Genomic DNA, 21520 nt, shown 5'->3' on the forward strand with positions numbered 1-21520 from the left:
GCGTTGCTCAGGTTGAGGGACCGTCAATGCGTTGGCCCGGAAGCCATTCTTCGACCAGCGGGGCGATCTCTGCCTTGGTCCGCTCGCAGTAGGCGCGAAACTGCTCGCCTTTCGCTCGCGGCCGCGATGTCAGATCCGCCATGATGGCGAGTGCGTTGTTCGCAGCACGCCTGGCATTCTCGGCATTGAAGATCCCCAATCGGCGTTCGACGGCCAACGCCAGGATCGGATGGTGCACTGCCTGCTGCGGATGGCCCGTGGGGTGGACGGCTTCTCCGCGCAACATAAAGAGGCCGTCCAGCGCGTCCCGAAGCTCGTGAAACTTCGGTTCGGAGATCGCAAATGCCAAGCGCAACGTCTCGGCTATCTGGACTGCGCGCGCTGTTCGGTTCCTTCGCCACACATCCACCACATCGGGAGGAATGGGCGCGTAATGCTTCGTCGTGGCGTAGAATGCATCTATCGTAAAAGCCGCAGCGGAACACGCCTGCATGCCAGCCCGGAAGCCGGCTTCCAGCGCCGCGATCTCCACGGCGCTAGTGCCGTCCTTCCAAATGGCGCGTAGCTCATCGCTGGCAATCTCGCAGGCCCTCGCATGATCTAGGGCGATGCGGAGCCAATGAAGTGACATGTCCATCGCAAGATGGAGTGTCAGCGTGGTGGAGACGGTTCCATCAGCGCCTTCGACGATCTTGAGCCCGCCCGGCGGGATCGCGATTGTCATGCCCTTCGTAATGAAGATTCCGGCCGCTCCCCGTGGCTTGGTCGGATCGGTGTCGGTCATAGCTCTCTCTTTGGGCCGGCCTCGCCCCGCTGCCTCGCCATCGCTTCTTGCAGGATCTCCCGCTCGGTTCCCAGCTTCAGCAGCCGCTCCAGCTTCGTCCGCAACTCGCCCTTCACGGACGGGTTCGCGAGGGCCTTCCGCACCGCGTCCAAGCGATGCGAGGGGGTGTCGCTGGGCATCTATTGGACAGCGGCGAACAAGAGCAGTGATAGGAGCGTAAGCAGCACTCCGGACCCTCCCCAGGCTACGATATGGGTTGCTGTATCTGCTCCGTGTGGATCAAGTGCAGCCCGGATGCACGCCACCACGAGGTAGCCGGGCAGCACCAACAATACGGCCGAGAGTAGAAGCGCCAAATCTTTGCATCCCCGTCCCCGGCGACCGAAGCAGTGTGTCACTTTGAAACCGCAGCGCGATCGCGTCGGTTACTCTGGCTAGGAATATTTGGAATTGGCAACAAGCCGGTCGCGAAACGCGCGACGCGGCGCGTGCTTACCGGGTTGCTTACTGACGGGATTTCCAACGACGATTTGGCGCGCGAAAATCGCTGAAACCCGCAGAAAAGGTGGTGTCCCCGGCGAGATTCGAACTCACGGCCCCAGGATTAGGAATCCTGTGCTCTATCCTACTGAGCTACGGGGACCCACCGGCGCGCCTATACCACGCGATTAGCGCCGCCGGAACCGCTCCACCGCGCCCACCAGCGCCGTGCGCACCCCCGGCTCCAGCGCCGAATGCCCGGCATCCGGCACCACCGTCAGCCGCGCGCCCGGCCAGGCCGCCGCCAGTTCGAACGCCGTCTCCGCCGGGCACACCATGTCGTAGCGGCCCTGCACGATTTCGGCGGGGATATTGGCGATCCGCCCGATCCGCCCGAGCAGCCCCGCGGGCGGCAGGAACAGGTCATGCGCGAAGTAATGCGCCTCGATCCGCGCCAGCCCCAGCGCGGTGCGGTCCTGCGCGAAGCTCGCCACCGTGTCCGGGGAGGGCAGCAAGGTCGAACACGACCCCTCATACTGGCTCCAGGCCCGCGCCGCCGGCAGGTGCACGGCCGGGTCCGTGTGGCACAGCCGCTTCAGGTACGACCCCAGCAGGTCGCCGCGCTCGGCCTCCGGCAGATGCTCGACGAAGGACGCCCAGGCATCGGGGAAGACCCGCTTCAGCCCGTGCAGGAACCACTCCACCTCCGCCTGGCGGCCGAGGAAGACGCCGCGCAGCACGCAGCCCATCACCCGTTCCGGGTGTTCCTGCGCATAGGCCAGCGCCAGCGTCGACCCCCACGACCCGCCGAACAGCAGCCAACGCTCGATGCCCAGGAAACGCCGCAGCATCTCGATATCCGACACCAGATGCGGCGTGGTGTTGTCGCGCAGCTCGCCCAACGGGCGCGACCGCCCCGCCCCGCGCTGGTCGAAGATGACGACGCGCCAATGCCCGGGGTCGAAGAACCGCCGATGCACCGCCCCTGCGCCCGCGCCGGGCCCGCCATGCAGGAACAGCACCGGCTGGCCGCGCGGATTGCCGACCTGTTCCCAATACATGACGTGGCCGCCCGACAGCGGCAGCAGGCCGGTCTCGTAGGGCGCGATATCGGGAAAGAGGTCGCCGCGGGGCATGGACACCACATGCCCAAGCCCGCGCCACACTGCAATGGTGCAACGGTTGTGATCACGCCGCCAAGCGGGGCATCGCGATCACGGAACCGGCACCGACCGAATGACCGAGCGACCCGATACCGGCCGCGATCATTCTGGTCTAACATGACGTTTCCATGGCCGAGACGCCCTCCGCCCCGCCGCGTTCCGCCACCGCAGGCCAGGTTGCCTGTGGCGTCTGCGGCCGCGAAAGCCGGCAACCCCCGTTCCGCCCGCCGCCGCCCGAACAAGCTCCCGACCTCGACCTGCGCCCGGGCGAGCCGGTGCGCTCGACCATGACGCGCTGGCTGCAGCAATGCCCGCATTGCCACTATGCCGCCCCGGCGATCGCTCGCGCGCATCCGGGTGCCGCCGCGGCGGTCTCCGCCGCGCCGTTCCGGGCGCTCATCCAGGATGGCGGCCACCCGCCGCTGGCCCGTCGCTTCCTCGCCTGGGCCCATGTGCTGGAAGAAACCGGCGCGCTGCACGCCGCTGCCGAAGCCACGCTGCAGGCCGCCTGGGTTGCCGATGATGCCGCCAAGCCGGACCTCGCCCGCGCCTGGCGGCAGGAGGCCGTCGCCCTGTGGCGCTCCGGCCCGCCGCTCGATGCCGAGCAGACCGTGCGCGTGATCGACGCGCTGCGCCGCGCCGAATCCTGGGAGGATGCCGAGGCGACGGCCGCCGAGCTCGCCATGCTGTCCCCGCCGGAGGCGGTCGGCCACGTCATCGCCCTGGAACGTCGCCTTGCGGCTGCGCGGGATGCCGGCCGCCACACCGTCGCATCCGCCCTGCCGCCACCCGCGCGCCGGCCGCATGCAACGCATCGGCGTCGCGACCCCGGCAGCGGCGGCGGCGTGTTCGGCTGGCTGCGGAGGCTGTTCGGCAAGGGCTGACGATCGGCAGGGACGGGCCTTGCGCACCTTTCAGTGCGATGGCAACGTTATGGTATAACATCCCAGGTGTCGCCCGCCGTGAACCGCCGATCCCTCCTCGCCCTGCCGGCGCTGCTCGCCGCCCGTCCCGCCGGGGCGCAGCCGGACCGGCTGCCGGTTGTCGCCTCCTTCTCGATCCTGGGCGACATGGTCACGCAGATCGCCGGGGACCGCGTGGCCTTGCGCGTCATCGCCGGGCCCGATGTCGATGCCCATGGCTTCCAGCCGCGCCCCTCCGACGTCGCCGCGCTGCGGCAGGCGCAGGTGGTGGTGCGCAATGGCCTCGGCTTCGATGCCTGGATGGACCGGCTGGTTCGTGCCGCGGGCTTTCGCGGCCCCGTCGCCACCGCAACCGATGGCATCACGCCGCGCGCCATGGCGGCCGATGCCCACGACCATGGCGTCACCGGCCGTCGGCGGTCTCACAGCCTCGGCCCGAACAGCGTGCCGGACCCGCATGCCTGGCAGGATCTGCGCCTCGGCCAGGTCTATCTGCGCAACATCACCGCCGCGCTCGTTGCCGCCGACCCGGATGGCGAGGCGACCTATCGCCGCAATGCCGAAGCCTTTGCCTCCCGCCTCGCCGCGCTCGATGCCTGGGTGCGCGCGCAGGTCGCAACCGTGCCCGGCAACCGCCGTCGCGTCGTCACCAGCCACGATGCCTTCGGCTACTTCGCCGCTGCCTACGGCATCGAATTCCTCTCCCCACAGGGTGTTTCGACCGAGGCCGAGCCCTCCGCCGCCGAGGTGGCGCGGCTGATCCGTCTGATGCGCGAACAGAACATAACCGCTATCTTCATGGAGAACATGACCAATCCCGCCACGCTGCGGCGCATCGCCGCCGAGATCGGAGTACCGGTGGGCGGGCGGCTCTATGCCGATGCGCTGTCGGCACCCGGCGGCCCGGCCGCGACCTATGAGGCCATGTTCCGCCACAACATCGGCCTGCTGGTGCCGGCGATGCGTGCGGGTGCGGCGTGAAGCGCGCCCTTGTCGCGGCCCTGATCGCCCTGGCCGCGCCGGCCTTCGCGCAGGATGCGCCGCCCGAAGCCAGCCCGTCCGCCGCGGCCCAGGTGCGCTTCCCGCAGCTTACCAACGAAATCGACATGGCGCTGATCGGCGTCGGCACGCCGTCCTCGACCGACCCGACGCGGCGCGGCGGCAGCGTCTTCCTGTTCGGCGACATCGACTTCGCCCTGGCGCTGACGGAGAACTTCTCGATCCAGCTCGGCCTCGCCACCGAACCGATCGGGGAGGGCGATTCCACCGGCGGCTTCCCCGATGGCGGCATCATCGGCTTCCGCCGCCAGGCGCTGTTCATCGAACAGTTCCATGCCGAATGGAAACCCGATCCCGATCTCGCGCTGCGCGCCGGCACCTTCGTGGCACCCTTCGGCCGCGGCTATCATGACTTCCCCGGCATCCTGGTCCCGGTGCGGGCGCACGAAGCCTATCTGTTCAACCAATTGCTCGGCGTGAACTCCAGTTGGACCTGGCTCGACGATCCGCGCTTCGGCACGCATGAGGTGACGGGGTTCGTCTATGCGCTCGACCGCTCGTTCCTCTCGACCACCCTGATCACGCCGCGGTCCTGCTGCAACCCGCGCTACGAACGCTACAGCCGCAACACCGCGCGGCAGGGCGGGCCGGGCAATGACGGCAGTTTCGACAGCTTCGCCCTCGCGCTGGATGGCGAGAACATCCCTGGGCTGGAAGGCTTCTCCTATCATTTCGCCGTGCTGTCGCAGGCGCCGGGCACCGATGGCACGGCGCGCGAATGGGGCTATGCGGCGAGCCTGTTCTACGACCACCGCTGGAACGCCGAGCAATCCACCATGCTGTTCGCCGAGGGCGTGCAGTTCCGCAACGCCGGCGGCCGCCCGCGCATCGAGGTGCCGACCACCAGCACCGATCCCGCCACCGGCACGGCAATCGACAGCATGACGAGCACGACGCTGTCCGAGCGCCAGACCTTCTTCACCATCGGCGTGCGGCACAGCATCGGGCCCTGGCGCGCCAGTCTCGCCTGGCAGCAATGGCAGCGGAAGCGCAGCATCGAGCCGGTGCCGAACGAGAACTGGATCGAGGTCTCGGTCGGGCGCGACCTCGGCCGCGGCTTCGGCATCGATCTCGGCTACCAGTATGCGCGGCAGCTCACCGAGGAAGGGCCGCAGCTCGGCACCAGCCACTCCATCCTCGCGCGGCTGGTCTATCGCGGCAGCCTGTTCTGAAGCCCGGCGCGGCGTGGCAGGGTCGGGCATGGATCCGGATCTGCCGCCGCACTGGCTCCACCCGAAGGACATCGCCGCGGCCCGCGCCGCCCAGGCCGAGATGGCCACGCAGGTCGTGACGCAGGATGCGCTGCCGGCGCGCATCGCGCTGATCGGCGGCGCCGATGTCTCCAACACGCGCTTCGATCCGACGAAGCGCGTGCACGCGGCGCTCGTGACGCTGGACGCCACCACCGACGCGGCGCGCGCCGTCGCGACCGAGACGCGCATCGCCGACTTTCCCTACGTCCCGGGCTATCTCGGCTTTCGCGAGGTGCCTGCGCTGCGCGCGGCCTGGGCGCGGCTCGCGGTGAAGCCCGATGTCATCCTGGTGGATGGGCAGGGCATGGCGCATCCACGCGGCCTCGGCCTCGCCTGCCATCTCGGCCTGATTCTCGGCGTGCCGACCATCGGTGTGGCCAAGTCGCGTCTGGTGGGTGAAGGCGAACCCGGGCCGGAACCGGGCGACTGCGTGCCGCTGGTCTGGAAAGGGCAGCGCATCGGCACCGTGCTGCGCACGCGGCGCGGTGCCAAGCCGCTCTATGTCTCGATCGGCCATCGTGTCGCGCTGGACACGGCCGTCGCCATCGTGCTGGCGGCGACACGCGGCCGGCGGTTGGTGGCGCCGATCCGTGCCGCGCATGATGCCGCCAACGCCGCGCGGCGCGGTGCGCTGGAGTGATGATGTGTCACGGCGGGCCGGAACCACAGGCGCGGGTATGGCGCGGTGTCTCGGAGAGGGGCTTTGCCCCTCTCCGAACCTCACCCCACCAAAGGCTTAAGGCCTTTGGAAACCTCGACTTGGCGTTGGGCGTGGCTGTCGCTCGTCCTGGGGAAACGCCCCATGCGCAGGACGGCGGAAACACCTCGCGGCGCCGGGCACGGCACGCGGCCCCAAACAATGAACACCCCCACGGCCCGGCACCAAACCCCCGCGGTCCAGGGGCCCGCTGGCCCCTGGTGGGGTGGCTTGGAGGGGCAACGCCCCTCCAACTCTCCCGCCCGACCTTCGCGCCGATGACGACCTGCCCTACCGCCGCAACGCCGCCTCCACCCTGTCGGCCAGTGTCGAGATCACCTTCACCCGCGCATGCAGCTTGTTGTCCGCTTCCACCAGCGTCCAGGGTGCGAGGCTGGTCGAGGTGCGTTCGACCATCTCGCAGACCGCGTCCTCGTAGACATCCCACTTCTCGCGGTTGCGCCAGTCCTCGGCGGTGATCTTGTGCTGCTTGAAGGGCGTCGCCTCGCGTTCCTTGAAGCGGCGGTGCTGCTCGTCCTTGCTGATCGCCAGCCAGAACTTTGCGACCACCGCGCCATGGTTGGCGAGCTGTTCCTCGAAATCGTTGATCTCGCCATAGGCGCGGCGCCAGTCGTGCTCGGCGGCGAAGCCTTCCACGCGTTCGACCAGCACGCGCCCATACCAGGACCGGTCGAACACCGTCAGCCGCCCCGGCCGCGGCACGTGCCGCCAGAAGCGCCACAGATAGGGTTGCGCGCGTTCCTCCTCGGTCGGCGCCGCGACCGGCACGATGCGATAGGCGCGCGGGTCGAGCGCCGCACCGAGCCTTCGGACCGCGCCACCCTTGCCGGCTGCGTCATTGCCCTCGAACACCGCGATGACGCTGATCTTCCCGTAGCGCTTGTGCCGCGTCGCGCGGGCAAGCCGGCCCTGCGCCTCGACCAACTCCTTCTCGTAATCCTCGCGCGACATCTCCTGCTTCAGCGTCAGGGCGCGGATGATGTTGACCTTGTCGGGCGGTGGGGATGCAGCCACCGTCGGCGCCTGCGCCGCCGCCTTGGGCGCATCCAGACGCGCCTGCAGCGCGCCGAGCAGATGCCGCCCGACGAACAGCGCGCGATACCGGTCATCCGCCGCCGGCACCACCGTCCAGGGCGCTTCGCCGGTCGAGGTCTCGCGCAGAAAGGGCTCGCAGACCGCGATGAACTCGTCGTAGTGCTCGAACAGCGTGCGGTCGTAGCGGCTGACCTTCCAGGACGTCTCGCGGTCCTTCTCCAGCGCCTTGATGCGCTTCTTCTGCTGCGCCTTGGACAAATGGAACCAGTACTTGATCAGCAGCACGCCCTCGGCGGCAAGCATGCGCTCCAGGCGCATGATCTCCTCCATCCGCGCTGCGAAGCCGCCGGCGCCCAGCTTGCCGAGCACGCGTTCGAGGATCGGCACGGTCTGCCAGGCGCCGAAGAAGACGCCGATGCGGCCCTTGGGCGGCAGCGCCTTCCAGAAGCGCCACATCGGCGGATGCGCGGCCTCCTCCTCGGTCGGCAGGGCGAAGCCCGTGACCTCGATGAAGCGCGGGTCCATCCATTCGTTCAGCAGATGGACCGTCTCGCTTTTCCCCGCGCCCTCGACACCGGCGATCAGCACCAGCACCGGGAAGCGGCCGTGTTCGCCGAGCGTGCGCTGCGCCTCCAGCAAGGCGCGGCGAAGCTCTGCCTCCTCCCGCTTGTAGTCCGCCTTGGCTACCTTGTGGTCCAGCTCGGCCGCTTCGAACATCACGCCACCATCCAGCCGCGCGCCTCGCGCCGGGCGCTTCACGGGTGGCAATCATGCATGCTGGCGCTGGAACCGAACAGCGGGGCGTTCAGTCCGCGCGCGGATGCGCCTTCTTCCACGTCGCCAGCAGCCCTGCCGCATCCACGGCCGTGTAGCGCTGCGTCGTCGACAGGCTGGCATGGCCCAGCAATTCCTGGATGGCGCGCAAATCCGCCCCCGCGCCGAGCAGATGCGTCGCGAAGGAATGCCGCAGTGCATGCGGTGTCGCGTGTTCCGGCAGCCCGGCCAGGCGTCGGAAGTCCCGAAGCGACTTCTGCGCCACTGCCGCGTCCAGCCGCTTGCCGCGCGCGCCGAGGAAAAGCGGGTCGCCCGCATCCCCGGGCCCGCGATGGCGCAGGTATTCCGCCACCGCCGCGCGCACCGCCGGCAGCACCGGCACGAGCCTTTCCTTCGACCCCTTGCCGATGACGCGCAGCGCGCCGTCGCGGCCCGGCAGCGGCGCGTCGCGCATATCGAGCGACAGCGCCTCCCCGATGCGCAGCCCGGCGCCATACAGCAGCGCGAACAGCGCGGTGTCGCGCGCCGCCTGCATCTCGGGCCTTTCGTGCCGGCCAAGGCTGTGCACCTCCCCGACCTCATGCGCGACCGCCCGCGCCTGGTCCGGCGTCAGCGCGCGCGGGATGGGCGGCTTCGGCCGCGGCCCGCGAATGGCGCCGAGCGGCAGCGCCGCCATGCCGTGGTGCCGCGTCAGATACCGCAGGAAACCGCGGATCGCCGCCAGCCGCCGCGCCCGCGTCGCGGTGGAATCCCCCTCCATGGCGCGTTCGGCGAGGAAGCCGCGCAGATCCGCCGGGCGCAGCGCTCCAAGGGCTCCGAGATCGACCTCGCCGCCCAGATGTCGCGTCAGGAAGCCAAGAAATCCGGTGACGTCATGGCCATAGGCTTCGAGCGTATTGGCGCTGGCGCGACGTTCACGCGCCAGCCAGTCGAGCCAGGCGATGCGCGCCTGATCGGCCGTCATGGTGTTGTGCCGATGCGCGCCAGGATGGAGGGGCTTTGCCCCTCCAGACCACCCCACCAAAGGCTTAAGGCCTTTGGAAACCTCGACTTGGCGTGGGGCAGGTCGGGCGGCGCGAAGGATATCGGGATGCTCTGTGCCCAGGAACGGGAAGCCTGTCCGGGCGTCGCGCCCACCGCATGTATCGTCGTTCCGGACCGCCTGCCACGCCCGATACCATATACCCGCGGTCCAGGGACCCGTTGGTCCCTGGCGGGGTGGCTTGGAGGGGCAGAGCCCCTCCAACGTGACAAAGCCGCCCCCGGCGCGCCCCGCCCCCTGCGCGTCACCGCGACAGCGCGGCCGCGACAGCGCGCCCGAGGAAGGCGAGCAGGGCAATGGTCTGGCGCATCGGCAGCGCGGCCGGGTCGCGTGCGCCGACCGCGATCAGCGCCGGCGGGCCGATCGGCAGCGGCACGCGGGCCAGGGCGTCGCGCACCACCAGCGGCGCCGCCTCGGCATGCAGCAATTCGACATCGGTCGGCGCGGCTCGCACCACGGCATCGCGGCCATGGCCGACCAGGCGGGCCACCGCCCCGCGCGGCAGGCGCAGCATGCCGAGGGGCAAATTGTGCGGCCCGCCGCCGGGCTCGACCGCCAGGGTGCAGGTCTCGACGCCGAGCAGGGCGGGGATTTCCTGCGTCACCGCTTCCATCACGTCCGGCGCGCGCATCAGCGCCAATACCGCCAGGCGCACGCGCACCGCGAGGCCCGCCCCGGCGCGTCCGGCTTCGAGCGCCTCGCGCACCTCGGCTTCCATGGCGCGGGCGCGATTGCGCTCGGTTGCCAGCATCGCCGCCATGTGATCGGCCAGGTTCTCGCCGTACAGGCGCCGCGGCGGCACCAGCACGCGATAGATGTCCGGACGCTCGGACAGGAATGCGGGATGCGCCCGAAGGAAGGCTTCGACCTCCTCCGCCTGGAGATCCGTGGACGGGTCAGCCGGGAGGGGGAGGTGCGCGCTCATAGGATGGATTGTCCCGTCTTGTTCCAGTCGGCCAGGAAGGCCTCCAGGCCGCGATCGGTCAGCGGATGCTTCAGCAGCATGCGGATGACCGAAGGCGGAAGGGTTGCGACATGGGCACCAAGCTTTGCCGATTCGATCAGGTGGATCGGGTGGCGCACCGAGGCCACAAGCACTTCGGTCTTCAGCGCGGGGTAGTTACGGTAGATCTGGACGATATCCGCGATCAGCCGCATCCCGTCCGTCGCGATGTCATCGAGCCGGCCGACGAAGGGAGAGATGAAGGTGGCACCCGCCTTGGCGGCCAGCAGCGCCTGGGCCGCCGAAAAGCACAGCGTGACGTTGACCAGGGCACCCTCGCCGGTCAGCGTGCGGCAGGCGACGAGGCCGGCTTCGGTCAGCGGCACCTTCACGCAGACATTCGGCGCGATGGCACGCAGCACGCGGCCTTCGGCAAGCATGCCGGCGGCATCGGTGGCGGTGACCTCGGCGCTGACGGGCCCTGGCGTGATGGCACAAATCTCCGCAATGACGGTCTTCATGTCGCGGCCGGACTTCGCGATCAGCGAGGGGTTGGTGGTCACACCATCCACGAGGCCGGCTTCGGCAAGGGACCGTATGTCGGCAACCTCGGCGGTATCGACGAAGAACTTCATGCTGAGAAACCTTCCAGGGGCAGATTGCAGCGCAGGCGGAATGATGGCCGTGCTCGGGATCACAGTGTAGTCGATGGTGCATGCAAAAAAACTACAGCCGGATGACAGTGCGGGGCTTGTTGCGCCGACGCCACGACTGCGCGTGCTGCTGCCTCTGCCGCTGGGCAACGCCTATGACTATCGCGCGCCGGCCGGACCGCCGGTGCCGCCCGGGTCCTTCGTGATCGTCCCGCTCGGCCGGCGCCAGGCGATCGGGGTGGTGTGGGACGGCACGCCCGACCCCACCCTGGCGGAATCCCGCCTGCGCAGCGTGGAACAGGTGCTCGACGTGCCGCCGATGACGGCGACGCTGCGGCAGTTCGTGGACTGGGTCGCCGCCTATACGCTGAGCCCGCCCGGCGCGGTGCTGCGCATGGCGATGAGTTCGCCCTCCGCATTGGAACCCCGCGCGCCCCAGGCCGGCTGGCGCAGGGCGTCGCATCCGCCGGAGGGTGCGCGCATCACCCCGCCGCGCCGCCGCGTGCTGGACCTGCTGGCCGATGGCACGGCGCGCGCCGGCGGCGCGATCGCCGAGGCCGCCGGCGTGGCATCCGCCATCCTGCGCGGCATGGCCGATGCCGGGCTGATCGAACCCGCCTTGCTGCCGCGCCGGCCGGACTTCGCGGCACCCGACCCGGCGCATCCCGGCCCGGCCCTCGGCCCGGAACAGGCGATTGCCGCGGCCGCGCTGCGCGAGGCGGTGGCCCGCCGCGCCTTCTCGACCACGCTGCTGACCGGCGTGACCGGCTCCGGCAAGACCGAGGTCTATTTCGAAGCCGTCGCCGAGGCCCTGCGCCAGGGCCGCCAAGCGCTTGTGCTGCTGCCCGAGATTGCGCTCTCCGCCCAATGGCTCGACCGTTTCCGCGCCCGCTTCGGGACGGCTCCGGCCCTATGGCATTCCGAACTGACCTCCCGCACGCGCCGCGAGACCTGGCGCGCGGTGGCGGAAGGCGAGGCGCCGGTGCTGGTCGGTGCGCGTTCCGCGTTGTTCCTGCCCTTCCCCGATCTTGGCCTGATCGTGATCGACGAGGAACACGAGACGGCCTTCAAGCAGGAGGAAGGCGTCGTCTACCACGCGCGCGACATGGCGGTGGTGCGCGCCCGGCTGTCCGCCGCCGCCTGCGTGCTGGCGAGTGCGACGCCGTCGTTGGAAAGCACCACCAATGCGGCGACGGGGCGCTACGCCAGCGTGCATCTGCCGGCGCGTCACGGCGGGGCGGACATGCCCGATGTCGCGCTGATCGACCTGCGCCGCACGCCGCCTGAACGCGGTCGCTTCCTCAGCCCGCCCTTGGTTGCCGCAGTGACCGAAACCCTGGCGCGCGGCGAACAGGCGATGCTGTTCCTGAACCGCCGCGGCTATGCACCGATGACGCTGTGCCGCGCCTGCGGCCACCGGCTGCGCTGCCCGAACTGCACCGCCTGGCTGGTCGAGCACCGCGCCCAGCGCCGGCTGCAATGCCACCATTGCGGCTATGTCGAAGCCCCGCCCGAATCCTGCCCGCAATGCGGCGCCGCCCATTCCACCGTGCCGATCGGCCCGGGGGTCGAACGGGTGCTGGAGGAAGCCACCGCCCTGTGGCCCGAGGCGCGGCGGCTGGTCATGGCCTCCGACACCATCCCCGGCCCGGCCGCCGCTTCCGCCGCCGCGCAGTCGATCCAGCGGCGCGAGGTGGACCTCATCATCGGCACGCAGATCGTCGCCAAGGGCTGGCATTTCCCGCATCTGACGCTTGTGGGCGTGGTCGATGCCGATCTGGGGCTGGCGGGCGGCGACCTGCGCGCGGCGGAACGCACCTTCCAACTGCTTCATCAGGTCGCCGGCCGGGCAGGGCGGGAGGAACATCGCGGCCACGTCCTGCTGCAATCCTTCGCGCCCGAGCATCCGGTGATGCAGGCGCTGGTGTCCGGCGACGTCGACGCTTTCATGGCCGCCGAGGCGGATGACCGCCGTCCCGGCCACTGGCCGCCCTTCGGCCGCCTCGCCGCACTGATCGTCAGCAGCGAGGACGAACGCGCCGCCGACCGCGCCGCGCGCGATCTCGGCCTCGCTGCACCGGGCGGGGAGGGGGTGGAGGTGCTCGGCCCCGCGCCCGCGCCGCTCGCCATCCTGCGCGGGCGGCATCGGCGCCGCCTGCTGCTGAAGACGCGGCGCGACATTGCCGTGCAGCCGCTGCTGCAGGACTGGCTGGCGAAGGTCGCCGTGCCGAACGATGTCCGCGTGCAGGTGGATGTGGACCCGGTCGGCTTCCTATAGCGGGCATGTCGATCGGGCGGCATCGGCCCGCCTGGCCACCCATCCAGGATACGATCCTCCGGTGGCCGGGCGGGGTGCGGGCGAGTGCCTGATCAGGCGCGAGCGAAAGAGCGCCTTCGCGCCCGTCAGCCGGCCCGGCGCGGCCAGGCCAGCACCAGCCCGCCCACGGCGATCAGCGCACAGCCCAGCAGCGCCCAGGCGCCCGGCACCCGCGCGAACAGCAGCGCATCCAGCAGCAGCGCGAAGACGATGCGCGAATAATGCCAGGGTGCGAGGCCCGACACCTCCGCCCGCCGCACCGCGCCGGCGATGCACAGCAGTGCCGCCGTTTGCACCGCCGCATACAGCCCGACCAGCGCCAGCGCCGCGATATCCGGCACCCGCCACAGCCATGGCATCACCGGCGCCAGCAGCACCACCCCCGCCAGCGCGCCCTGCAGTGTCGCATCCCATTCATCGGCCACGCCGCGGATGCGCCGCGTCATCACCTGGTACAGCGCATAGGACAGCGCCGCCGAGACCGGCACCGCGGCCGCCCAGGTGAACAGCTCCCCGCCTGGACGCACCACCGCAAGCATCCCCGCGAAGCCGAAGCCCAGCGCCACCCAGCGCCGCGGCGTCACCGTCTCCCGCAGCACCAGGGCGCCGAGCAGCACCAGGATGATCGGCGCGGTGAAGCCCAGCGCCGAGGCCTCCGTCACCGGCACCAGCGAATAGCCCAGCACGGCCAGCGTGGTGGACAGGATCAGCATGCCGGCGGCCAGCCGCTGGCCCATCGCCTGCGGGGGCCGGATCAGTCGCCGCAGCGCGCCCGCCGGGTCGGCCAGTCGCGGCAGCCACAGCGCCGCCCCCGCCAGCACCAGCACCGAACGCAGGAAGGTGATCTGCACCGGATCGAGGCTGCCCGACAGGATCTTCGCGATCGCGTAGCCGAGCGTGTAGAGCAGCCCCGCCCCCAGCGTCAGCAGCACCGCCAGCACCGGCTGGGTCATCGCCCGTCCGGGTAGTCGCGGCCGGGCCGCGCCCGGTAGGTCGGCAGCGACCAGCCGCCGAGGATCGCCGCCGCCCGTGCCCCGAACCCGACCAGCACGCCGAGCGAGATCGCCAACGTGCGCCCCGCCCCCGCACCCTGTGCCAGGATGAAGACGGCCGCGCCCAGCGCGGCGGCGGTGGCATAGATCTCCCGCCGCAGCACCAGCGGCACCTCGGCGCAGATGATGTCGCGCAGGATGCCGCCCGCTGTCGCCGTGATCGTGCCCATCAGGATCGCCGCCCAGGGTGCGACGCCGGCGCGCTGCGCCGCCTCCGCCCCCAGCACCGCGAACAGCCCGAGCCCGACGGCATCGGCCCAGAGCAGCACGACGAAGCGCCGTTCCAGCAGGTGCGCGGTGAAGAATACGAGCAGCGCCAGGCCCGCCGCCAGCGCCACCATTCCCGGCACCGCCAGCCAGAAGACCGGCTGGTTCAGGATGACGTCGCGCACCGTGCCGCCGCCGAAGGCGCAGAGGCAGGCCACCAGCATGAAGCCCACCGGGTCGAGCTGCTTGCGCGATGCCGTCAGAGCTCCCGCCACCGCCAGCACCGCGACGGCGAGCCAGGTGAGGGCGAGGAGGAGGTCGTCGAAGACGATCACGGCGCTGCGTGAGGGTGCGGACGATGGATTGCGGGGCCTTGCCCCATCGGCGCGGGGTTGCGCCGTGGGGGTGGACTGGAGAGGGGCCTTGCCCCTCTCCAGACCTCACCCCACCAAAGGCCAGGGGGCCTTTGGAATGCCGATCCATGGCGCCGGGCGCCGCTGTGGTTCGACGTTGCCAAATGTCCCTTGCGCAGGACTGCAGGAACATCCTCGCGGCGCAGGAGCCGAAGCGACCGAGCACGCCCCTTTTGCCCGGCACCAAATCCCCGCGGTCCAGGGGCCCGTTGGCCCCTGGTCGGGTGAGGTCCGGAGAGGGGCGACGCCCCTCTCTGGCCTGTCCCCCGCCGCCCCGCCCTCACTCCGCCGGGGCCGGCGCCGCCTGTCGGCTGCGCGCTTCGGACTGCGCCGAACCCGCGCAGAGCAGCGACAGCCCGAGCAGCGTCGCCACCACCGGCAGCACTAGCATCGGGTATCCCATGTCGATCAGGAAGCCGAGCGGCACTGGTGTGATCGCGCCGCCGAGCGGCAGGCCGGAGGAGACGAAGCCGAACACCTTGCCGATCTCGCCCGGAGGCGAGGCGTCCTTCAGCATCACGTCGCGCGGCGTGCGCGATGCGCCCATCGCCAGCCCGCCGAGGAAGCCCACGATCGGTAGCAGGAATTCGGGCATCGGCAGCAGCCCCAGGGCGAGGATCGTCGCCATGGAAAAACAGGTCAGCACGACGACGAAGCCGATCAGGTTGCGCTTCGACTTGTCCGCCACCCAGCCGCCGACCAGCGTGCCCGACGTGGCACCGATCATGTAGCCGGTGAGCACCATGGACGCGACGGCGACCGGCGTGCCCCACAGCTTGCCCAGCACGGTGATGACCCAGGACTGGATGCCCGAACCGGCCATCGACGACAGCATGAAGAAGCCGAAGAACAGCAGGATGGGGCGGGAGAGCAGCAATTCACGCCCGCTCGGCCCGCCCTCGGCCTTCTTCGCCTTGGGCTGGTCGCGCAGGATGCGGCTCTGCAGCAGGATGGCGATGACGACCGGCACGCCCAACAGTCCGACCAGCAGCAGCGCCATGCGCCAGCCCATGGTGGCCGCCAGCAGCGCGACGACAGGGGGGGCGAGGGCGAAGCCGAGATTGCCGGTGAAGGTATGCAGCGCGAAGGCGCGGCCCATGCGGGTCTTGTCGATCGACCCGGCCAGGATGGCGTAATCCGCCGGGTGGATCACCGAATTGCCGACGCCGGACAGGATGGCGAATAGCCAGATCGCCCAGATGCCGGGCGCGAAGGCCATGGCCGACATGGACAGCGCCATCAGCAGCGTGCCGCCCACCAGGAAGGCACGGGCGCCGTGCTTGTCCACCCAGAAGCCGACCGGGGTCTGCAGCAGCGCCGTCGTGCCCGACATCAGCGCGACGGCCAGTCCCAGCTCGGCGAAGGAGACGTTGAATTCCGCCTGCCAGAACAGGAACAGCGGCGGCAGCGTCAGCACATAGAAATGGGACAGGAAATGCCCTGTCCCGATCAATGTGATGATGCGTGCATCCTGGCCGATACCGGCGGGCGCGGAGGTTTCGGCGGGCATGGTTCCACCCTGGCCTGTGAAATCGGTCACACGCTGAGCGCACGATGCTTTCCCGTCAACGTCCCGGCGGCCTAACATTCGCTTCATGCGGATGGCTCAAACGATAACCCTGGTGCTGCTGGGCGGCGGCGTGATGCTGGGCGGTGCCGCCATGCTCATGGGCCCGGGCTCGGGCCGGGAGAACCGGCAGCGCGAATGCCAGGAAGCGCGCGCCCAGAACCGACCTGATGCCGAGCAGATCTGCGCGGCGGCGCGGACCTCCTCCTCCGCCGGGTCGCCGTATCATGGCGGATCGTGGTTCGTCGGGCGGAGCGGACGCTCCTCCGGCAGCACGGGCGGGGCGGCGCTGGTCGCCTCGAACGGCTTCCGCGGCGGGGCGACCTCGGTGTCCTCGCGCGGTGGCTTCGGCTCCAGCGCGCATTCCTCCTCCGGATCCTGACCGGGTGGAGCGACGCAGCCTCGACCCCCGCCCCGACCGCCGGGACCGCGCCCGGCGCATGGGCTTCTCCTTCGCCGATGTCGGCGGCGAGCCCTATTGGGACGAAACCGCCTGCTACCGCTTCACCGAGGCCGAGATCGACACGCTCGAGGCCGCCACCGCCGAGATCGAGCGCATCAGCCGCGCCGCGGTGGACTACGCGGTGCGCAGCGGCCTCGGCGGCCCGCTCGGCATTCCCGATGGCGCCTGGCGCATCGCCACGCGGTCTTGGGAAAGGCAGGAGCCCTCGCTCTATGGCCGGCTTGACCTGCGCTGGGACGGCGGCAGCGGCGCGCCGAAGCTGCTGGAATACAACGCCGACACGCCGACCGCGCTGTTCGAGGCCGCGGTGGTGCAGTGGGAATGGCTGCAATGCCTCGACGACGGGCGCGGGCCCGAACTGCACGACCAGTTCAATTCCCTGCATGAGAAGCTGATCGCGGCCTGGGGCGCGATGGGACTGTCGCCTGCCGTGCACTTCTGCTGCGCCGACGAGAGCGTCGAGGATCGCGGCACGGTCGACTATTTGCGCGACACCGCGATGCAGGCCGGGCTCGCAGCACCCTTCCTGACGATGGAACAGATCGGCTGGAACGGGCGGGATTTCACCGACCTGGATGAGGCGCCGATCGCCGCGATGTTCAAGCTGTATCCCTGGGACTGGCTGCTGCGGGAGGGTTTCGGCGCCAATATCCCCAAGGCGCCGACCCGCTGGATCGAACCCGCCTGGCGGCTGATCCCGTCCAGCAAGGCGTTCCTATCCCTGCTGTGGCACCTGAACCCGGACCATCCGAACCTGCTGGCGGCGCATCTGGAACCGGGCAAGACCGGCCGGCCCGAGATATCCAAGCCGCTGTGGGGCCGGGAAGGGGCCAACATCTCCGCCCCGGGAATCGAGACCGATGGCCCCTATGGCGACCAGCCGCGGGTCTGGCAGGAATATGCCGAACTGCCCTGCTTCGCCGGGCGGTATCCGGTGCTCGGGTCATGGATCGTCGCCGGCGAGCCCGCCGGGCTCGGCATTCGCGAGGATGCGACGCCGGTGACCCGCGATTCGAGTCGCTTCGTGCCGCATTATTTTGATTAGGCCCGCAAACGGCGGGCGCCGCACATCCGCCCGGCCTGGCTTCGCGCCCCGCGCTGGCGCGTCGGCGGCCGCGGGCCGGCTAGGCGCGGTCGCGCTTTGCGCTCCGTTCTTCTCGCGTCCCTCAGACGGCGGGCGCCGTGCATCCGCACGGCTTGCCTTCGCGCCCTGCGCTGGTGCGTCGGGGCCGCGGGCGGTCTGGGCGCGGTCGCGCTTTGCGCTCCTGGCCCGATGCCGGGCATCGCGCCAATGATGTCGGTTCGCCGAAGGAGAACGCCATGACCAGTCTCGCGACCCTGCCGGGATTCCTCACCCATTTCATTGCAGGCATCGCTCTGGTCTGGCTGGGCGGCTGGGCCTATTGCCGCATCACCCCGCAGGATGAGGTCGCGCTGATCCGCCAGGGCAACACCGCGGCGGCGATCGCGCTGGTGGGCGCGCTGGTCGGCATGGCGATCCCGATCGGGGCCTCGGTGTCGAATTCCGCGAACCTGCTGGATGCGGCGGTCTGGGGCGTGGTTGCGGTGATCGCGCAGCTACTGTGCTTCTTCGTCGTGGTGCGCGTGCTCGGGCCCGGCTGGCGGGACGCGATGGAACAGCGCAACGAGGCCGCGGGTGCGATCGTGAAGGCCGGGGTGTCGATCGCCGTGGGCATCGTCAACGCCGCGGCAATGAGCAGCTGAAACGACAGTTGTTGCGAATTTTTCGCAAATGATGCAGCGCGCCGCGACGCACGCTGCCGCCGATTTGACGCTGTCCCGCGCCGCACCATACAAGAGCGCGTGACAAGGCCGGCCCCCGGCTCGGGGATCGGGGCAAGCGGCCCACTGGAGTTGACCGACCCATGTCGAAGATCACCGACGCGCGGGAGGCCGTGATGGTCGGCCGCCGGACGGATGGCAGCCTCGTCCGCCGTCCGCTGTCGCCGCACCTGCAGGCCTATGACATGCTGCAGATGACCTCGGCGCTGTCCATCACCCACCGCATCACCGGCGTGCTCTGGTCGATCGGTCTGGTGTTCCTGGTCTGGTGGCTGGTCGCGACCGCCTCGGGCGAAGCCTCCTACAACGGCGCGATGTGGTTCTTCGGGTCCTTCATCGGCGTGATCGGGCTGCTCGGTCTGACCGCGGTCGCCTGGTACCACACGCTGAACGGGCTGCGGCACCTGTATTGGGACAGCGGGCGCGGCTTCGACCTGCCGACCACCTACCTGACCGGCCGGGGGGTGCTGATCGGCACCGCGGCGCTGACCGCGCTGACCTGGCTCATCCTGCTCATCACCTGGATCTGACGCCGATGGCCGCGCCGACGATACGCACCCTTCGTTCCCCGCTCGGCCGTGTGCGCGGCCTTGGCGCCGCCAAGGGCGGCACGCATCACTGGTGGATGCAGCGCGTCACCTCCATGGCGCTTCTGCCGCTGACCATCTGGCTGGTGTTCGGGCTGGCCCGCATGCCGGACGCCACCTGGCTGCAGGCGACAAACTGGATCGGCCGGCCGTTCAACACCGTGCTGCTGCTGGCGTTCCTCGCCGCCGCCTTCCACCACACCGCCTATGGCCTGCAGGAAGTGGTCGAGGACTATGTGCGCGGCGAGGTGGCCAAGGTCGGCTCGCTGCTCGCGGTCAAGGGCGCGTGCTTCCTGCTGTGGCTGTCGGCGACGCTCGCCGTGCTGCGGATTGCGGTCTGACCAACCCCTGGCGAAGTCGCGGAAGCGGCCCAACTGGACGACTGACGACTGACGGATGGCGGCAAGCGGGGCGTTCCACCCCGCCCCGCGGACAGATGAGACGGATGCGATGAACGCGATCAGCAAGCCTTCCAACGGCGCCTACCGCATCGTGGACCACACCTACGACGTCGTCGTCGTCGGCGCGGGCGGGGCGGGGCTGCGGGCGACCTTCGGCATGGGTGCCGCCGGCCTCAAGACCGCCTGCATCACCAAGGTCTTCCCCACGCGGTCGCACACCGTCGCCGCGCAGGGCGGCGTCGGTGCCGCGCTCGGCAACATGGGCGAGGATGACTGGCGCTGGCACATGTACGACACCGTGAAGGGGTCGGACTGGCTGGGCGACCAGGACGCCATCGAATACATGTGCCGCGAGGCGGTGCCCGCGATCATCGAGCTCGAACACTACGGCGTGCCGTTCAGCCGCACGGAAGACGGCAAGATCTACCAGCGCCCCTTCGGCGGCCACATGACGCACTACGGCAAGGAACCCGCCATGCGGGCCTGCGCCGCCGCCGACCGCACCGGCCACGCCATCCTGCACACGCTGTACCAGCAATCGCTGAAGCATAACTGCGAGTTCTTCGTCGAGTATTTCGCCCTCGACCTCATCATGGACGATGAGGGCGCCTGCCGCGGCGTCATGGCCTGGAACCTCGAAGACGGTTCCATGCACCGCTTCCGCGCGCAGACCGTGGTGCTGGCGACTGGCGGCTATGGCCGCGCGTACTTCTCCTGCACCTCCGCCCATACCTGCACGGGCGATGGTGGCGGCATGGCGCTGCGCGCCGGCCTGCCGCTGCAGGACAATGAGTTCGTGCAGTTCCACCCGACCGGCATCTACGGCTCCGGCTGCCTGGTGACGGAAGGGGCGCGCGGCGAAGGCGGCTACCTCACCAACTCCGAGGGCGAGCGCTTCATGGAGCGCTATGCGCCGACGGCGAAGGACCTCGCCTCGCGCGACGTCGTCTCCCGCGCCATGTCGATGGAGATCCGCGAGGGCCGTGGCGTCGGCCCGCACAAGGACCACATCCACCTGCACCTGGAACACCTGGGCGCGGACATCCTGCATGAACGCCTCCCCGGCATTTCCGAGACGGCGAAGATCTTCGCCGGCGTGGACGTGACGAAGGAGCCGATCCCGATGCTGCCGACCGTCCACTACAACATGGGCGGCATCCCCACGAACATTCACTGCGAGGTGCTGGCCGCGACGTCGAAGGACCAGGACAAGGTCGTGCCCGGCCTGATGGCGGTGGGCGAGGCCGCCTGCGTGTCCGTGCACGGCGCGAACCGCCTCGGCACCAATTCGCTGCTCGACCTCGTGGTGTTCGGCCGCGCCGCCGCCCATCGCGCCTCCGAGACGATCAAGGCCGGCGCGACCCAGGCGCCGCTGCCGCCCAAGGCCGGCGAGGCATCGCTCGACCGCTTCGACCGCGTGCGCAATGCGAAGGGCGACACCTCGGTGTCCGAGCTGCGCCTGACCATGCAGCGCGCCATGCAGACCCACGCCGCCGTCTTCCGCACCACGGAACTCCTGAAGGAGGGTGTGGAGAAGATGGACAAGGTCGCTGCCGGCTACGGCGACATCAAAATCGCCGACCGTTCCCTGATCTGGAACAGCGACCTGATGGAAGCGCTGGAACTGGACAACCTGATCGGCAATGCGCTGACCACGATCCATGGTGCCGATGCGCGCCACGAAAGCCGCGGTGCCCATTCCCATGAGGACCACCCCGACCGCGACGACGTGAACTGGATGAAGCACACCCTGGCGCGCGTCGATGACAAGTACGGCGTGAAGCTCGACTACCGCGACGTGAAGATGCGCACGCTGACCAACGAAGTGCAGGTCTTCCCGCCGAAGCCGCGCGTGTACTGAGGATCAGGCCGTCCGACCGTCG

At 69.9% G+C, this 21520-nt stretch carries 20 protein-coding genes and 1 tRNA gene; 11 read left to right on the plus strand and 10 right to left on the minus strand.

All coding sequences use genetic code 11. The features are described from left to right. Nucleotides 1-7 precede the first annotated feature (7 nt). The 3 genes from AAFN86_RS20820 to pip form a co-directional block, all read right to left on the minus strand. On the minus strand, nt 8-784 hold the full coding sequence (locus AAFN86_RS20820; protein WP_347545474.1) for a hypothetical protein: 777 nt from the start codon (nt 782-784) through the stop codon (nt 8-10). 566 nt (nt 785-1350) lie between these two features. Then, a tRNA-Arg gene (locus tag AAFN86_RS20825) sits at nt 1351-1427 on the minus strand. Nucleotides 1428-1452: 25 nt separating this feature from the next. Then, nucleotides 1453-2400, minus strand: coding sequence for a prolyl aminopeptidase (pip, locus tag AAFN86_RS20830; protein ID WP_347545475.1), 948 nt, complete (start codon nt 2398-2400; stop codon nt 1453-1455). Nucleotides 2401-2555: 155 nt separating this feature from the next. On the opposite strand from pip, the gene AAFN86_RS20835 reads away from it, so the two are divergent. The 4 genes from AAFN86_RS20835 to AAFN86_RS20850 all read left to right on the plus strand — a co-directional run bounded on the left by AAFN86_RS20835 (nt 2556) and on the right by AAFN86_RS20850 (nt 6302). Continuing rightward, on the plus strand, nt 2556-3311 hold the full coding sequence (locus AAFN86_RS20835; RefSeq protein ID WP_347545476.1) for a hypothetical protein: 756 nt from the start codon (nt 2556-2558) through the stop codon (nt 3309-3311). 78 nt (nt 3312-3389) lie between these two features. Further along, nucleotides 3390-4331: a metal ABC transporter substrate-binding protein gene (locus AAFN86_RS20840; RefSeq protein WP_347545477.1), complete on the plus strand. Its 942-nt coding sequence runs from the start codon at nt 3390-3392 to the stop codon at nt 4329-4331. Beyond that, on the plus strand, nt 4328-5581 hold the full coding sequence (locus AAFN86_RS20845) for a hypothetical protein (RefSeq protein WP_347545478.1): 1254 nt from the start codon (nt 4328-4330) through the stop codon (nt 5579-5581). The genes AAFN86_RS20840 and AAFN86_RS20845 overlap by 4 nt, the downstream gene beginning before the upstream one ends. A gap of 28 nt (nt 5582-5609) precedes the next feature. Beyond that, complete coding sequence (locus AAFN86_RS20850) at nt 5610-6302, plus strand: endonuclease V (RefSeq protein ID WP_347545479.1); 693 nt, start codon at nt 5610-5612, stop codon at nt 6300-6302. Nucleotides 6303-6650: 348 nt separating this feature from the next. On the opposite strand, the gene pap is transcribed toward AAFN86_RS20850, so the two are convergent. From pap to fsa, 4 genes are all read right to left on the minus strand, one after another. Further along, complete coding sequence (gene pap / locus AAFN86_RS20855; RefSeq protein WP_347545480.1) at nt 6651-8174, minus strand: polyphosphate:AMP phosphotransferase; 1524 nt, start codon at nt 8172-8174, stop codon at nt 6651-6653. Between the two features lie 46 nt (nt 8175-8220). Further along, nucleotides 8221-9153, minus strand: coding sequence for a tyrosine recombinase XerC (locus tag AAFN86_RS20860; RefSeq protein WP_347545481.1), 933 nt, complete (start codon nt 9151-9153; stop codon nt 8221-8223). A 322-nt stretch (nt 9154-9475) separates the two neighbouring features. Then, the gene (locus AAFN86_RS20865) at nt 9476-10156 is read right to left on the minus strand and encodes a DUF484 family protein (RefSeq protein ID WP_347545482.1); all 681 of its coding nucleotides are present in this window, start codon (nt 10154-10156) and stop codon (nt 9476-9478) included. Beyond that, nucleotides 10153-10809 (minus strand): fructose-6-phosphate aldolase, encoded by a 657-nt coding sequence (gene fsa / locus AAFN86_RS20870; RefSeq protein WP_347545483.1) that lies wholly within the window; start codon nt 10807-10809, stop codon nt 10153-10155. Before fsa ends, AAFN86_RS20865 begins: the two co-directional genes overlap by 4 nt. A gap of 73 nt (nt 10810-10882) precedes the next feature. Between fsa and AAFN86_RS20875 the strand changes: the two genes are divergently transcribed. Further along, nucleotides 10883-13105 (plus strand): primosomal protein N', encoded by a 2223-nt coding sequence (locus AAFN86_RS20875; protein WP_347545484.1) that lies wholly within the window; start codon nt 10883-10885, stop codon nt 13103-13105. Nucleotides 13106-13230: 125 nt separating this feature from the next. Here AAFN86_RS20875 and AAFN86_RS20880 read toward each other — a convergent pair whose 3' ends face one another. The 3 genes from AAFN86_RS20880 to AAFN86_RS20890 all read right to left on the minus strand — a co-directional run bounded on the left by AAFN86_RS20880 (nt 13231) and on the right by AAFN86_RS20890 (nt 16326). After that, complete coding sequence (locus AAFN86_RS20880) at nt 13231-14097, minus strand: DMT family transporter (RefSeq protein WP_347545485.1); 867 nt, start codon at nt 14095-14097, stop codon at nt 13231-13233. Continuing rightward, complete coding sequence (locus AAFN86_RS20885) at nt 14094-14738, minus strand: trimeric intracellular cation channel family protein (RefSeq protein WP_347545486.1); 645 nt, start codon at nt 14736-14738, stop codon at nt 14094-14096. Before AAFN86_RS20885 ends, AAFN86_RS20880 begins: the two co-directional genes overlap by 4 nt. A 358-nt stretch (nt 14739-15096) precedes the next feature. Continuing rightward, the gene (locus AAFN86_RS20890) at nt 15097-16326 is read right to left on the minus strand and encodes an MFS transporter (RefSeq protein ID WP_347545487.1); all 1230 of its coding nucleotides are present in this window, start codon (nt 16324-16326) and stop codon (nt 15097-15099) included. 91 nt (nt 16327-16417) lie between these two features. On the opposite strand from AAFN86_RS20890, the gene AAFN86_RS20895 reads away from it, so the two are divergent. The 6 genes from AAFN86_RS20895 (at nt 16418) to sdhA (ending at nt 21498) form a co-directional block, all read left to right on the plus strand. Then, the gene (locus AAFN86_RS20895; RefSeq protein ID WP_347545488.1) at nt 16418-16765 is read left to right on the plus strand and encodes a hypothetical protein; all 348 of its coding nucleotides are present in this window, start codon (nt 16418-16420) and stop codon (nt 16763-16765) included. Between the two features lie 4 nt (nt 16766-16769). Then, nucleotides 16770-17891 carry a glutathionylspermidine synthase family protein gene (locus tag AAFN86_RS20900; RefSeq protein ID WP_347545489.1) on the plus strand — a complete coding sequence of 374 codons (1122 nt, stop codon included), beginning with the start codon at nt 16770-16772 and terminating at the stop codon, nt 17889-17891. Between the two features lie 275 nt (nt 17892-18166). Then, entirely contained in the window at nt 18167-18571 is a 405-nt protein-coding gene (locus AAFN86_RS20905) for a DUF350 domain-containing protein (RefSeq protein WP_347545490.1), read from the plus strand. 161 nt (nt 18572-18732) lie between these two features. Further along, nucleotides 18733-19179, plus strand: a complete 447-nt coding sequence (gene sdhC / locus AAFN86_RS20910) for a succinate dehydrogenase, cytochrome b556 subunit (protein WP_347545491.1) — start codon at nt 18733-18735, stop codon at nt 19177-19179. A 5-nt stretch (nt 19180-19184) separates the two neighbouring features. Then, entirely contained in the window at nt 19185-19577 is a 393-nt protein-coding gene (gene sdhD / locus AAFN86_RS20915) for a succinate dehydrogenase, hydrophobic membrane anchor protein (RefSeq protein WP_347545492.1), read from the plus strand. 109 nt (nt 19578-19686) lie between these two features. Then, nucleotides 19687-21498, plus strand: coding sequence for a succinate dehydrogenase flavoprotein subunit (sdhA, locus tag AAFN86_RS20920; protein ID WP_347545493.1), 1812 nt, complete (start codon nt 19687-19689; stop codon nt 21496-21498). Nucleotides 21499-21520: the final 22 nt, after the last annotated feature.

The sequence above is a fragment of the Roseomonas sp. CAU 1739 genome, assembly GCF_039839775.1.
GTDB lineage: Bacteria > Pseudomonadota > Alphaproteobacteria > Acetobacterales > Acetobacteraceae > Neoroseomonas.